The organism is Deltaproteobacteria bacterium (assembly GCA_012522415.1).
GTDB lineage: Bacteria > Desulfobacterota > Syntrophia > Syntrophales > JAAYKM01 > JAAYKM01.
This window is the reverse complement of the sequence record JAAYKM010000146.1, coordinates 1-14,394: the sequence shown is the minus strand read 5'-3', so window position 1 is coordinate 14,394 and position 14,394 is coordinate 1. Positions and strand designations below refer to the sequence as shown.

The following is a 14,394-nucleotide window of genomic DNA, read 5'->3' as shown; positions in this document are numbered from 1 at the left end:
CCGCCGCCATCATACCTCCGGCGCCGGCACCGATGACCACCACATCATATTGCTTTTCCCGCCTGACTGTCCTGACCATTTGAATCGCCGCTGCCCCTACGGAAGTCAACCCAATACCGCTCTACGTATTCTCTTCCATTATTATCACAACCAGGACGAATTGGAAGCGGACCTTTCTGGAGACGGCCTCGATACGGCTGCCTGCGACATTTGACATTGCCCCCCGGGAGGTCTTTCGCCTCGTCTCCATGGGGTCTTCAATCACCTGACCAGGGGAGGGGGATGGGCTCATCAGACCCTGAAAGAGACGGATTGAGGAAAAACACCCCGCCTCCGGGGAAAAAAGCTTCAGGGCGCAACACAACCGATTCCGCCTGAAACGGAAAGATCAACGTAACAACCTTATTTCACTGAATATTTTATAGTCATAGGCCATGTTGCAAATGGCACACAACCTGCTTTCATCAATGTAAACTCAATGAGGAGGTGTCTATTCATGAAACGTTTTTTGGTGTGCTTAGTCGGATTTTTATTCACATTCATCCTGGCAGGGAACGTTGTTGCGGTTGACCAGCCCGCCACGGCTCCAACGACAACGGAGCGGGCAAAAGAAAAGGTGGCGAAAAGGCAGAAAACCGGGATCGTCGTCAACCTGACCGAAACGAAGATCAAAATCGAGTTCAAAAACAAGGGCAAGGTTGACACCATGGAGTTTTCCCTGCTTAAACCCGCCAAGGTCCAGGTAGGCGAAAAGGTGACCGTCTTCTATACGGAGAAAGACGGCCAGAAGGAAGCTTTCAGGGTGACGGCCAAGAAGGCTTCTGCGAAAAAATCGTCCAAATCTAAAACCACGTCCAAAAAGTGACTGCTCGTCTCCCTTCCAAAGAGGTACGGAACCCCTGTTTCCGTACCTCTCCCATCGGCTCACGACGATTTCACCGTCTGCTTTCGTTCCTTCTCCAACCCGTAGAAATGCATTTTCAGGCGCAGGGTTTTGCGGTCAATCCCTAAGATCCGGGCCGTTCGGCTCCGATTCCAGCCCTGACTCTGAATCGTCTGCATGATCTGGTTTCGTTCCGCCCACTGAAGGGGTGTGTAGAGGGGAGGCCTTGAAGCCTGCGGGTTTCTGAAGCGTTCGGGAAGATGGGCCGCTCGCATGAGCGGGTAGGGATAAAGTAAATGGGTCTGTTCAAGCACATTTTCCAGTTCTCTGATATTCCCGGGCCAGTCATAACCCTGTAAAAGCCCCATCGCCTCGGAATCGACACGGGGTTCAGGCATCGAAAACCTTCGGCAGATGGTCTGGACAAGGCGGGGAAGATCTTCCTTGTGATGCCGCAGGGAGGGTGTTTTCAATCGGATAACGAAGCGAAACATCAGGTCCGCACGAAAGCGATGGCCCACCACCTCCTGATCCATGTCCCTGTTGGTTGAAGCGATGACCCTGACTGTCGGATGAGAGACGGTATGGCTACCCAGCCGCCGCACCTCTCCGTTTTGCATGAACCGCAGGAGCTTTCCCTGGAGAGCGGGCGACATTTCCGTAATTTCGTCGAGGAACAGGGTCCCCCCCTGGGCAGCCTCAATCAGTCCGGAATGAGGCAGGTCGGCCCCGGTAAAGGCGCCCTTTGCATAGCCGAAAAGCTCGGATTCCATGAGGGACTCCGGAATCGCACCGCAATGGACAACCTGAAAAGGCCTGCCCCTGCGACGACTCAAGCGATGAAGCGCCCGGGCGGTCAACTCCTTGCCGGTCCCACTTTCTCCTTCAATGAGAACACTGGCCATGGAATCGGCGACGCGGGCAATCTGCCTGTAGAAGGTCATCATGACGGGGGATGTACCGACAAAACGAAACTTGCCGTCATCGGACGAAGGCGATGCCATCGCCTGCTGGTAAACGTCGCGGACCTGTATGGCGTGCCTTATGACCCCGCGGATCACATCGGCCGCAAGAGGCCGGTAAAGATGGTCCCAAGCCGCCAACTTCACGGTTTCGTCAGGGCGCTCCGTTTTTCCCGCGGGTAAAATCAGAATAAGAGGGGCCTCAGGCACCACATCCCGTAACCGGCGGAAGCTCTCCCGGCGCGCCAGATTGATTTCACTGATTATGAAATCATAACGGGGCATCTCCGGCGGTTTGATCTCCGCCGGCGACGCATACGAATCAATCATGATTTCTGAAGGCGGGATCGATTCCCAAACGGGACGACAGGAAGGGTCATCATCGATGACCAAAACACGCATCAACATTTTTCACCCCCCCGGATGATGAAAAATTTAAAAGATCGTGAATTAAAACCCCTTTTCAGCGATAAAGGCCGCCAGATCAGCTACCCGGCAGGAGTAGCCCCACTCGTTGTCATACCAGGCGACGACCTTGACCATGTTTTCCTTCAATACCTGCGTAAACTCGACATCGATAATCGAGGAATGGCTGTTGCCCTTGAAATCCATCGAGACCAGGGGAAGATCCTCGCAGCACAGAATGCCCTTCATTGCACCGGCGGAGGCCTCCCGCAAAGCGGCCCGAACTTCCTCGGTCGTGGTGCTTTTCTTGAGTTCGGCCACAAAATCAACCACGGAAACCGTCGGGGTGGGTACCCGAAGAGCATAACCGTCAAAACGGCCCTTCAACTCCGGGATCACGAGAGACAGCGCCCTGGCGGCCCCGGTCGTTGTGGGGATGATGCTGAGCGCCGCGGCGCGGGCGCGCCGCAGATCCTTGTGCGGCAGATCCAGAATACGCTGGTCGTTGGTATAGGCATGCACCGTGGTCATCATGCCCTTTTCAATCCCGAAGGCCCGATGAATGACCGAAACGGGCGGCGCCAGGCAGTTCGTCGTACAGGAGGCATTGGAGAGAATATGATGCCGCGCCGGATCGTACATCTTTTCATTGACCCCCATGACAACGGTCAGGTCCTCCTGCTTCGCCGGCGCTGAAATGATCACTTTCCTTGCGCCGCCCGTCAGATGAACCGCCGCCTTGGGTCCTTCCGTAAAAATGCCCGTGCTCTCCACAACGATCTCCACCCCTTCGTCCTTCCAGGGAATCGCCGCCGGATCCTTACAGGCAAAACTTTTGATGAGTTTCCCGTTGATCTTGAAGGCGTTGTCCGCGGCCTCGACGTCTCCGCAAAAGCAGCCGTAGTTCGAATCATACTTGAAAAGATGGACATTGGTTTTCACATCGAACAGATCGTTTACAGCGACCACTTCCAACTTGTCGCTGTAGTTTTCGACAACGGCTTTCAACACCTGCCGACCCACGCGTCCGAAACCATTAATGCCGATACGCACCATACCGATTTTCCTTTCTCTGCTGAAACAAAATATGAACAGCCTTACCGCCGTTCCGTGTCAAGAACCCGATCGCCTGCCCCTGCAGGGACGACAAACCGGCATTCCTTCATTACCCGGCGAAAGGATTAACGTAAATGGCGGCCAATGTCAAAGAGAAAAAGCCGCAGCCCGCTCATGGTTCGTGATCACCTCACGGGTGGATTGGCGGTTTTTGGGGAAGGGGAGAGCCGGTTGCCTGCCCCTCAACCCTGGCTCACCATCAAGTCCCCGATCATTTTGCTGAACCGGGAGGGATTGGCGATCTTTCCGCCCTCGGCGATAACCGCAAGGTCGAACAGGAGATCCGTGTAGTCCCCGAGGACGGCGGACTCCTTGTCGGTCTCGTGAAGGGCCCTGATTTTGGCCAGGAGCGGATGGTTCGTATTGATTTCCAGGACACGCTTTTCCGGCGGCACCTCTTGGCCGGTGGCCTGGAGCACCTTCTGCAGATAGGCGCTCATATCCTGAACGTCTCCGGACAGACAGGCGACGGAATCGGTCAGGTGCGTGGAGGGTTTGACCTCCTTCACCTTCTCTTCCAGACGGTTCTTGATGTAACCAAACAGGGGCCCGTACGCTTCCTTATCCTTATCGTCGATCCCGCCGAGATCGAGATCGCCCTTTTCAGCGCTCTTGAACGCCTTCTTGTCGAACTCATGCAGATCCCTGACAACCCACTCGTCCATGGGGTCGTTCATGAGAACGACTTCGTAGTCCTTCGCCTTCAACTGTTCCAGGTGCGGGCTGTTTTGCAGGGCCGTGATGTTTTCCCCCGTGATGTAGTAAATCGCCTCCTGGTCCGGCTTCATGCGGCTGACATAATCCGCAAGCGGTATGAGGGCGCCGTCTGAGCGGGTCGTCTGATAGCGCAGCAGGTTCGCGATTTTTTCCTTGTTCTCGAAATCCGTCGAAACACCCGTCTTGAAAATGGGGCCGAAGGACCTGAAGAACTGATCGTACTTTTCTTTCTCCATGCCCGCAAGCAGTTCCAAGATCTTCTTGACGAGGTTCTTCCGGATGTTTCGGACCAGGACATCCTGCTGAAGGATCTCCCGGCTGACGTTGAGATTCAGGTCCGGCGCATCCACAACGCCCTTGATGAAGGACAGGTAGGGCGGCATCAGTTCCTTGCAGTTTTCCATGATGAAAATCCGTTTGCTGTAAAGATGCACGCCATGTTTCTGCTCCCGGAAAAACAGGTCGAAGGGCGGTATGGAGGGAACATAGAGGAGGGCGCTGTATTCCGTCGCCCCCTCCAGCTTGACATGCAGGTGTGCCAGGGGCGGCGTCCAGTCGTGACCAATGTGCTTGTAAAATTCGCTGTATTCCTCGTCGGTGATCTCTTTTTTATCCCGGGTCCAGATGGCCTTCATGGAGTTCAGGGTTTCTTCCCTGATCACCTTTTCCGTCTTGTCCGTGTCCGGCTTGCCGTCTTCACCCGGGACGGGTTCCGTCCGCTCGACGTCCATACAGATGGGATAGGCGACGAAGTCGGAATGTTTCTTGATGACCTGGCGGATCGTCCACTCCTCGGTGAAGTCCTGTTCGTCCTTCTCGGTTTTTTTCAGACGGGGGATGACCGATGTGCCGCGGCCCTCCTTTTTCGTTTCTTCGATGGTGTAGGAACCGTCTCCGGAGGATTCCCACTTGACAGCCCGATCCGAGCCCGCGGCCTTCGTGACGAGGGTGACCTTGTCTGCGACGATGAAGGCGCTGTAGAACCCCACCCCGAACTGGCCGATCAGCTCCGGTGTCAGCATCTCCGGTTTGCCCGCAGCCGCCTCCAGGAAGTTGGCCGTGCCGCTCTGGGCGATGGTGCCGATGTTCTCGACGACCTCGTCCCAGGTCATGCCGATGCCGTTGTCGGCGATTTCCAAGGTCCGCTTCTTCCTGTTCGGTGTAATCTTGATCTTGAATTCCGTGTCGGCCCCCAGGATGCCGGTGTCGGTCTGCGCCTTGAACCGCAGTTTGTCGATGGCGTCCGAGGCATTGGAGACCAATTCCCGGAGGAAGATCTCCCGGTGGGAGTACAGGGAGTTGATGATGATGTGCATCAGTTGCTGGACTTCGGTTTTGAATTGACGGGTTTCTTTCTTTCCTTCCATGGGCTACTCCTGTCTATCTTTATAATATGATTAAGGTTATTGCGGAAGCTGCCGCAATCCGCGTGATCCTATCATGTGAACGAATTGGGATTTGTCAAGTGACTGTCCCGCCATGACGCGGCCCGAAGACATCTGTCATCGACCGCGTGGAATCGCCTTGACAACGGTGATATAATAGGTTTTTTCTACTTCAAACCGGAGGTTGAACGATGATCAACAAAATCGGGTTATTTCTGTTTATCGCGTCTGTAACCGTTTTTTTTCTGGCCGCCTGCCAGACAACGCAAAAAACCGGAAACATGGAAAGTTTGGTCCCCCCGACCAAGGCGGAATCCTCTCAAGAGACGCAAAAGGCTACACCGGCCGATACCCGGCAAAATGCACAAACCGTCAAGGGCATAAACGACTGGGAAGGGGAAATCATCGGGAAACCGGCAAAGGACAGCAAGTTTACGAAGCTGAAAATCGGCATGACGATCAAACAGGTGACCAAACTGATCGGCCAGCCAAACGACCAGGGCACCTACGTCACCGGCAAGGCCTGGATCCCCTTTTATCGCGGCAGTGACGTATATCGTCACGAACTGGTTTATCAAAACCAGGGACGTTTGATCTTTGCCAGTGATCCTTCCGGTGATTATGATTCGGGCAATTTGATTACGATTATCCACAACGCCCAGGAAAGCGGCCACCGCTGAAGCTCATGGTTTTCGCGCCCCCGGGCTCCCTTGCGAACCCACGCAATCGTTCGCTCGCCCGCCCTGGTGAGGTGGGGCGAACCGGGAATGGGTGACGGACGGAACAATGGCCTGATACGATTTATCGTTGAGAACGCCGCAGCGCTGGCTCTGCCGGGGCCACGGTCATGCCAGGCCCCTCGCCTTCCCGTACCGGCGTTGCAGGCGTCCCGGGAACAACGGCGGCAATCTCGTTTTCATGGTGTTCTTGCCGTTTTCCTGTTCGGTTTTTCTCCTCATCGGGCCGCCATGATAGGGCATGCCCCGCCCCGCACGGGTCAGCGCGTCATGACGAGGCGCTGTTCTCCCTCCGGAACGTACCATTGGATAAAGTTGTAACCGATCCCGATGGGAGCGGGCTCGATTCCCCGGAACCGGCCATGGACGATAGGCAGGGCGTCGGGGACATAGAGGAAGTTGTAGGGCTGTTCTTCCGCCAGAATTTCCTGGATGCGGTCGTAACACTTCTTCCGTTCCTTCTGATCGAGCGTGCTCCGTCCCTTTTCCAGGAGCGTGTCCACTTCGGGGTTGGCAAAGGAGACGAAGTTCAGTTCCTCCGGCCTTGTTTTGCTGGAGTGCCAGACATCGTAAAGATCGGGGTCCATGGGGATGGTCCACCCCAGGATCGTGGCGTCGAACCGGCGCTTGTTGATGAAATTGTTGACGAAGGCCGCCCACTCCAATATCCGGATCTTCACGTCGATGCCGATTTTAGCCAGATTTTCCTGAATGATTTCCGCGCATTTCCCTCTCACCTCGTTTCCCTGGTTGGTGATGAGTTCGAAGGTGAAGGGTTGACCGTCCCTGTCGAGGATACCGTCGCCGTTCGTGTCTTTCCAGCCCGCCTCGGCCAGCAGGGCTTTCGCTTTGGCCGGATCATAGGGATAGGTGGGGACGTCGGGATTATACGCCCAGGTACCGGGTTTCAGGGGACCCGTGGCCGGTTTCCCCAGACCCAGGAGCACCCCCGAGATCATGACGTCTTTGTCGATGGCGTGGGCCAGGGCCTGTCGGACCCGCTTATCCGCGAACAGAGGATTTTTCAGGTTGTAGCCCATGTACGTGTAGGTAAATGACAGATAGCGGTATTTGTTGAAGTGGTTGCGAAACAGGGGGGATTCCGTCTGGCGCGTGTACTGGAGGGGCGTTAACCTCATCCGGTCGATGCCGTTGGCCCGGAGTTCCAGAAACATGGTGGCCGTATCGGGAATGATCCGCATGATAAAGCCGTCGATATAAGGGCGGCCTTCGAAATAATCGGTGTTGGAAATGAGGACGATTTTTTGGCCGGTGACCCATTCCCTGAACTTATAGGGGCCCGTTCCGATGGGATGGCGGGTGAGGGGGCTCTGGGTAATGTCCCTGCCGTCCAGGAGGTGTTTTGGGTAAATTGCGGCCCCCCAGCTCATCAGGGCCGGGGCGAAGGGCTTGTCGTAGGTCACCCGGAACGTGTGGGGATCGAGCGCCTCGGCCTTTTTGACCTTGAGAAAATCCCCTGCGTAGGCGGTCGGGGTTTTCGGATCGGTCGTCACCTTATAGGTGTAGAGCACGTCCTCCGCCGTGAAGGGCTGCCCGTCGTGCCATTTCACCCCCTTTCGGAGATGGAAGGTAATGACCAAGCCGTCCGGAGAGATGTCCCAGGATTCCGCCAGATCGCCAACAACTCGGATATCCTTGTCGTATTTGACGAGGCCGTTGAAAATCAGACCGGAAATCGAATGGGACGAATTATCCGTCGCCAGCAGGGGAATCAGATTCGAGGCATCACCGATGGAGCCTTCGACCATGATATCCCCATAGGCGGGTTCCACGCCGCCGTCCTCGTTTCGTGTTGTCTCGACGGAGGAACCGCATGCCAGGCAGACCACAACGGAAAAAACGATGAAAAGACGTTGCAGCACGTCAACCCCCCGAGACGGCCGAAGGTGGACTGGTCTGGCAGCCCCGGCGGGGTATCATGGCTTTGGGGGCTCCGGGAGGGAGAACCTCCACGCGCCGCTTTCAGCGATGACGTTGTTCTCCGTGTCATAGCTTTTGACGGACCACAGGAACGTCTTCCCCGCAGTGAAGTACCGGGATAAAACCGGAGCGGGAATCTGATACGCCGTATTCCGGGTCAGGGCGGAAAAACAGACGCTCTGATCCTCTTCCCTGGAGAAGCTGACCAGGTACACAGCGGCTTTTTCCATCTTTTCCCAGGTGAAGGAAAAATCGGCGGGGATATCCGATCCGTCCTGAGGCGTGATCAAAACCAGGGGCCGTTTGACCGGCTCATCGACCCCCCTGACCCAGTACACGATTTCCGGCACCTCGAAGGACGCTGCAGGGGCGGTGACAATAAACTTGACGATGTGATAACCGGGATCGAACGTCGGAAGATCGGGAATGTCCGGCGTTGCGAGAGTCATTTTGCCGCCCGACGGGACAAAACGGTTCACCCGTTCGATAATCAAGCCGTCCACGTCCCAGTAACCATTGAGCATGCCGGACCCGTTGTAATATATGTCGGCATAAGCCCTGAGACCCTTAAAATTGCGCGGCACCATCGTCTCGTTCTTTCTCTGCAAGTTGTCAAAGTAGAGTTCGATGCGTCTCAAAGAAAAGGCGGCAACGCTTCCGGGGGTGATATGGATCGTCACGTTCCCATCCACTGAAAAGGAATCCGGCCCCACAGATGGGGAGGACTGAAAGGTTCCACTGAAATTCCGGCTGAATGTAAACGATGATCCGCCGGCGCGGCGCACTGTTTCCACGATGTGCTGGGGAATCGTCAGTACTTCCGAAGCCGTGTACCGGCAATTCAGGGATCGATTGACCGTGCCGATGAGGGTATCATTGAAAAGAAACCTTCCGTTTGTGGAAAGCAGGGGCTGCTGCAACTGCGTGTCAAACCGGTAATGAATGGCCACACTGGTCGATTGCCCGTAAGCCGCATTCACGGAGGCGGGGGTGGTGCTGATCGAGAGGGCGTTGGCCGAGTTGGCGCCCCAGACAAGGGTCAGCACAAACATCAAAATCCGGAGAGTTCTCTTCATGAATTTCATCATCTCACCTCACAATCCGAAGGTCCCGTTGATTTCAAAAGCCAGAAAGACCGCAAATTCATCTGTTTTCGTATCGGCCACCTTGTCCTTCATCCTCTGGTAATATCCCTTGAGGGCGATCACCGGGTGCAGTTGGGTCGGGGAGTACCGTTTCAAACTGCAGGCCAGCCGTGTGCTGACGGTGGTGGTTTCCATATCCAGACTGTCATCCGTTGCGTCCGCCACGGTATGGCTGCCCATCAAATCCCAGTAAATCAGATCCCTGACGGGCTGGGTACGAAGATCCAGGGTCGTCGTATAGATATCGGTCCTTACATTGGTTTTTTCATTTTTCTGTTGGACCAGATTGGGCACAAGGCTGATCGTCCAGTATGCTGTCGGGGTCAGGGTAAAGGCGAGGGAGTAACTTCCGCTGGACGTGTCCAGATCCGCCCTGGTCCGATCGTTTACATAGGTGTACGTGACGTTCAGGTCGGTGTTCCATTTTTCCCGGATATAGCCGATTCGGCCGCTTATGCTGTCCGTGATGGTATCGAAGGGATCGAACCCCGCCGGTTCATCCTTGGTCTTGACCCTTTCATGGTAAACCGAAAAGCCCATGGGCACCTGAGCAAACCGGGTATAGCTGTAATCCAGGGCAAGAGGGATGCTCGTGGTCCTGGGCATGATCGACAGGTCATCCACATTGTCCCAAAACGCCGAAGCCATGATGCTCATGCTGTGATAGGTGAACAGGGCATTGCCCGTGAAATAGATCCCCTCCCGATCCTTTATGCCGCCCTGCAGGGCGATGCTCTCGAAATCCCGCCCATAGTATTCGTATTTCAGATCATAGCTGTATTGATTCACCGCCCCGGCCAACGCGGCCCGCCAGGCCGTGTCACTGACCTTGCCGAACTCGTCGGCGTCGTCGAAATCATATCGGCTGTAAGCCGCCTCGAAATCGGCGATCAGCGCCGCGGGAATGATCTGGGAGGTGATTCTGAGGCTCGCTATATCACCGGTCCGTCGTCCGGTTTCAATACCGGAGATGCCGTAGGTGAGGGTTGAATCATCCTCGCCGGTGAGAAAAGTCGCCTTGACGTCGGTCCGGAGACACGGCAGGAAAAGACTGGCGGAACCACCGGTTATCTGGCTGTCCTTCTCGTATCTCAGTCCCCAGGTATTTCTGACGCCGTAGATGGCCGGTGCCCGGACGGTGAAAAACGACAGGGCCCCGTTGCCGTACCCCAGATCGATTTTCAATCCCCGTCGAAGAAGACCCTGGACGGTAAACGGCGTCTCATCCACCGAAACGTCCCCGAATTCCGCCCTGGCCTGTAACTGCTCCCCCGTGTGTTCACCCCGGAGGAGAAAACTTCTCAGGTCCGGCCCCTTTTCCACCGAACCGGCTCCCAGAGGTTTATCCTGTTCCACATAGACCGGGGAGGCTTCGAAAGAAAATGCGTTGGCTCCTTCACTGATCCTTCCCTGGACCATGCCCTCAACCGTCACGGCATTATAGGGGGTTGTTCCGTCGTGGGCGTCCTTCCTCAATGTTGTGGTGTAAACACCCGTCACGTCGGCATTGAGGGTGGCCTCTTCAAAGCTTTTCGTATGCCGGGTTCTGAAAGGCAAAAACGCCTGCAGGAGATTTCCCTCCGAATCCTCCCCTGATATGGTTAATTCATGAGGTCCCGGGGCAACCTGAAAGACCGGTTTATAGATGAAGCCGTTTCCCGTCGGGACAATCAAGGGGGTAATGTCCACGCCGTCAAGCAAAGCCGTGATACTTCCGGCAACGGGAACCACCGTGAAAAAGACCCGGATTTCGGGTTTTTTACCGATGACCTCTTCATGGGGACCCGGAGAAGACGATAAAATCCAAGGGGTTTCGACATTCGCGGCGGACGCGGTTTCCTCCTGGGCGTATGTCGGGGGCAGGGGCATGCAAAACAGAACCATACACAGAATCAGCCAACGGGCATTCATACGCTGTTCCTTTTCCCGCTTTCTCGTTTAAGGTACGAATGGTGTTATCGCCATGTCCATCAGACGTCACGCGTGTCCTTCGATCCGGCAACGGATGAAGACGGCGGGTGTCATGCCTTTGCGTGATTCATGAAAAACGCATTTTCGCCCATTCATACACGGTCGTTGCGTATTTGTAAACGCCTATTCTGACGCCGTGCGGGATGCCCCTGTTTTTCCCGATCAGGATGGCCCCTCTTGCACGGGCCGTCCCCCCCCGGCAGACACGGGCAAAAAGTCTTGTCGGAGGTTTCAACCGGAATCCCGTTCCGCGCCTTTTCCCCGCCGGTCCCCGGCGAGGCGGGATGACATCCCGCGACAATCCGATATGAGAAACAGGGGAGCGTGGCTGGATGTAAAGCAAACCGGATCGCGCCACAAGATGAAACGGCGATGGAAAACCTTGCGCGTTACATCATCCGGGCATCATTCTCTCAGGAACGGATGAAGTATCTGGATCAAGAAGGTAAGGTGATCTATCGGTCCAAGGACGGCAAGAATCATAAGCCATTCCCCGCCAAACATCGAATACGCCCCTGCTGATCTCCAAATCCACATACACTGACATTATCGGAGCCTGTCCCCGACCTGATCGGGGAACGCCCCTGAGTCTTCCTGGGATGATTATATACAATCATAGAGCATCGTGAAAAAATGCGTAATGGAAAGGTCTGCCTGATTTCCGGTTAAATTGGCCTTCTTGGCGTATGAACCGATCAAAAGGTGTGCAAATTTTTCAATAGAACGAATGTTCGAAATACCTTCAACGGGATCATCAGCGCAACAAGCCACCTCTTGCGGTCAAGATTGTCTTGACATACAAGTCCCCGTTTCTTACACTGCCGTTCACAGAAAGCAAGTTCTTATCAACTAATTACATCGAAAGGGAAGGAGGAATTACAATGAAAAGGGTTGGATTGATTCTGGTAGTGGCAGTGTTCAGTCTCGCGGCGGCAGGGATAGCGTTTGCGGTGGACGTGCAGAAGACAACTCCGAAAGCCGTGGAAATGCAGAAGGCAACTCCGAAGGCAACTCCGAAGGCAACTCCGAAAGTAAGGCCGATTCCTGTTCTGAAAGGTGCGTTGACCGTGATTTCCGCGCGGACGATCGGTGCAAATCCGAGTTCGACGAATCTGTTTGTGAAGGTAAAGAATAACAGTCTCGCGGATGTCAGTTCCGGAACGGTAACGGTGAAGCGCAGCTATGTCAATCGTCAGTGCACAGGTGGATATACCGCTCCGCCACCCGGCCAGCTCATGGGAGATTGTCTGGGCTGGACTGACACAACGGTAAATATGCCGGTGGTAACTATTCCGGTTGGAGCGCTAAACAAGGGACAGGAAGTCGAGGTGCACAAAGGTATTCAAAACCTGCCCTGCAAAGCGGTGATCACGGTGGAGCCGGGTTCGGGTGCCCCCTTTAATCTCGACATTCATTCGTACATTTATTAAACGAAGCATTGGAGTTTTCTAATTCAACCTTTCGTGCGCCTTCCTGAGGTACAGCCCGGGGCGCACGGAGGTTGGATAAGGAGCCGGCAGGAACAATCGAAGTGCTTGTGGTTTTCTCGTATTCTCATTCTCCATCTTGATAGCAACAACCTGCCGCGTGAGTATTCCTCTCGCCTGTCACAATGGTACTGCGACGTGTTTCTCGCACGGCAGGGTGAAGTGAAAGCATGCCCCCTCGCCTTCCTTGCCCTCCACCCACACCCGGCCGCCATGCCGATGAATGATCCGCTGGACGTGTCCAGATCCGCCCTGGTCCGATCGTTTGCATAGGTGTACGTGACGTTCAGGTCGGTGTTCCATTTTTCCCGGATATAGCCGATTCGGGCACTTATGCTGTCCGTGACGGTAAACGGCGTCTCATCCACCGAAACGTCCCCGAATTCCCTCCTGGCCTGTAACCGCTCCCCCGTGTGTTCACCCCGGAGGAGAAAACTTCTCAGGTCCGGCCCCTTTTCCACCGAACCGGCTCCCAGAGGTTTGTCCTGTTCCACATAGACCGGGGAGGCTTCGAAAGAAAATGCGTTGGCCCCTTCAAAGCTTTTCGTATGCCGGGTTCTGAAAGGCAAAAACGCCTGCAGGAGATTTCCCTCCGAATCCTCCCCTGGTATGGTTAATTCATGAGGTCCCGGGGCAACCTGAAAGACCGGTTTATATCGGAGGTTTCAGCCGGAATCCCGTTCCGCGCCTTTTCCCCGGAGGTCCCCGGCGAGGCGGGATGACATCCCGCGACAATCCGATATGAGAAACAGGGGAGCGTGGCTGGATGTAAAGCAAGCCGGATCGCGCCGGAGAATGGGGGCGATGACGGGATGACACCTGAAGGATCTGTCCAAGAACCGACGGATCCGCCGTCGGGTCCATCCCCGGGGGTGGCAGAAGTTTGTATAAAGAGAAAGGTCGCCCTCATAAAAAGGCTGTGTTTCCAGATCGGCCGCTTCGGGACTGAATACGGGGAGGTTGAAGATCGCCAGGTTGAGATAATGAATTTGTTCCGCATGCCGGCAGACAAACATCAGGGTTCGCTCCGCCGCCTCCATCGTTTCCGCCGGCGTACCGAACAGGAGATAGACGTACGTTCCGATACCGGCCCTCCGGAGCTGTTGAAGGCTGAGGGCGGCCTGTGCCAGATCAACCCCCTTGCCCAGGCTGTCCAGCACCCCCTGGTCCCCCGACTCGAGCCCCATTTTGAGCATGACACAACCTGAAGCCCTGAGGGCCCGGCAGAAATCGGGATCGCTCAGCTCCGGCGTGATGCGGGCAAATCCGTACCAGGGAATGCCGGGGGGACGGCGGATCAGCGCGCGCAGGAGCGCCGGACTCAGGGCGTTATCCAGGAAATGGATCAGAACGGGGCGGGTCGTCTCGATCAGTATCCGTAAATCCGCTTGGACTTGCTCCGGGGATATGGGGTGGTAAGCGTTTTTTTCCGCTTTTTCCGGACAAAAGGCGCAATTCCGCCACCAGCAGCCACGGGAGGCGCTGTAGGGGAGAATACGGCCCGGGGCCAGATAATCGCTGAGGGCAAATCCTCCGTAATCGGGTGGGCTGATCCGCCGCCGGTGGTCCTCCAGCCCGAAAAGGTCTGCGAGATAGGCTTCTCCCGGCCCGGCCACCAGTTTATCCACCCATCCGGAGAAGGGGT

General features: G+C 55.6%; 13 protein-coding genes. 5 read left to right on the top strand and 8 right to left on the bottom strand.

All coding sequences use genetic code 11. The features are described 5' to 3' along the window. Together GX147_10745 and GX147_10740 are read left to right on the top strand one after the other, a co-directional pair. The coding region (locus GX147_10745) for a hypothetical protein (GenBank protein NLN61146.1) at positions 1-214 on the top strand (214 nt) is incomplete at its 5' end. A gap of 282 nt (positions 215-496) precedes the next feature. After that, positions 497-865: a hypothetical protein gene (locus tag GX147_10740; GenBank protein ID NLN61145.1), complete on the top strand. Its 369-nt coding sequence runs from the start codon at positions 497-499 to the stop codon at positions 863-865. Between the two features lie 59 nt (positions 866-924). Here the strand turns inward: GX147_10740 and GX147_10735 are convergent, their stop codons facing one another. The 3 genes from GX147_10735 to htpG all read right to left on the bottom strand — a co-directional run bounded on the left by GX147_10735 (position 925) and on the right by htpG (position 5,450). Further along, entirely contained in the window at positions 925-2,253 is a 1,329-nt protein-coding gene (locus GX147_10735) for a sigma-54-dependent Fis family transcriptional regulator (GenBank protein ID NLN61144.1), read from the bottom strand. Between the two features lie 42 nt (positions 2,254-2,295). Beyond that, the gene (gene gap, locus GX147_10730; GenBank protein NLN61143.1) at positions 2,296-3,312 is read right to left on the bottom strand and encodes a type I glyceraldehyde-3-phosphate dehydrogenase; all 1,017 of its coding nucleotides are present in this window, start codon (positions 3,310-3,312) and stop codon (positions 2,296-2,298) included. Between the two features lie 236 nt (positions 3,313-3,548). Further along, positions 3,549-5,450, bottom strand: a complete 1,902-nt coding sequence (htpG, locus tag GX147_10725; protein ID NLN61142.1) for a molecular chaperone HtpG — start codon at positions 5,448-5,450, stop codon at positions 3,549-3,551. A gap of 209 nt (positions 5,451-5,659) precedes the next feature. Here htpG and GX147_10720 point away from each other — a divergent pair, with 209 nt between their 5' ends. After that, positions 5,660-6,148 carry a hypothetical protein gene (locus GX147_10720; GenBank protein NLN61141.1) on the top strand — a complete coding sequence of 163 codons (489 nt, stop codon included), beginning with the start codon at positions 5,660-5,662 and terminating at the stop codon, positions 6,146-6,148. A gap of 317 nt (positions 6,149-6,465) precedes the next feature. On the opposite strand, the gene GX147_10715 is transcribed toward GX147_10720, so the two are convergent. Genes GX147_10715 through GX147_10705 form a run of 3 tightly spaced genes read right to left on the bottom strand, consistent with a single transcriptional unit; the run spans position 6,466 to position 11,202 of the window. After that, entirely contained in the window at positions 6,466-8,088 is a 1,623-nt protein-coding gene (locus tag GX147_10715) for a peptide-binding protein (protein NLN61140.1), read from the bottom strand. 54 nt (positions 8,089-8,142) lie between these two features. Next, positions 8,143-9,222: a hypothetical protein gene (locus tag GX147_10710; GenBank protein ID NLN61139.1), complete on the bottom strand. Its 1,080-nt coding sequence runs from the start codon at positions 9,220-9,222 to the stop codon at positions 8,143-8,145. Positions 9,223-9,240: 18 nt separating this feature from the next. Further along, positions 9,241-11,202: a hypothetical protein gene (locus GX147_10705; protein NLN61138.1), complete on the bottom strand. Its 1,962-nt coding sequence runs from the start codon at positions 11,200-11,202 to the stop codon at positions 9,241-9,243. A gap of 432 nt (positions 11,203-11,634) precedes the next feature. Here GX147_10705 and GX147_10700 point away from each other — a divergent pair, with 432 nt between their 5' ends. Together GX147_10700 and GX147_10695 are read left to right on the top strand one after the other, a co-directional pair. Continuing rightward, on the top strand, positions 11,635-11,784 hold the full coding sequence (locus GX147_10700) for a hypothetical protein (protein ID NLN61137.1): 150 nt from the start codon (positions 11,635-11,637) through the stop codon (positions 11,782-11,784). A 359-nt stretch (positions 11,785-12,143) separates the two neighbouring features. Continuing rightward, positions 12,144-12,692 carry a hypothetical protein gene (locus GX147_10695; protein NLN61136.1) on the top strand — a complete coding sequence of 183 codons (549 nt, stop codon included), beginning with the start codon at positions 12,144-12,146 and terminating at the stop codon, positions 12,690-12,692. 23 nt (positions 12,693-12,715) lie between these two features. On the opposite strand, the gene GX147_10690 is transcribed toward GX147_10695, so the two are convergent. Together GX147_10690 and GX147_10685 are read right to left on the bottom strand one after the other, a co-directional pair. Next, the gene (locus tag GX147_10690; protein NLN61135.1) at positions 12,716-13,318 is read right to left on the bottom strand and encodes a hypothetical protein; all 603 of its coding nucleotides are present in this window, start codon (positions 13,316-13,318) and stop codon (positions 12,716-12,718) included. Positions 13,319-13,414: 96 nt separating this feature from the next. Then, the coding region (locus GX147_10685) for a radical SAM protein (GenBank protein ID NLN61134.1) at positions 13,415-14,394 on the bottom strand (980 nt) is incomplete at its 5' end.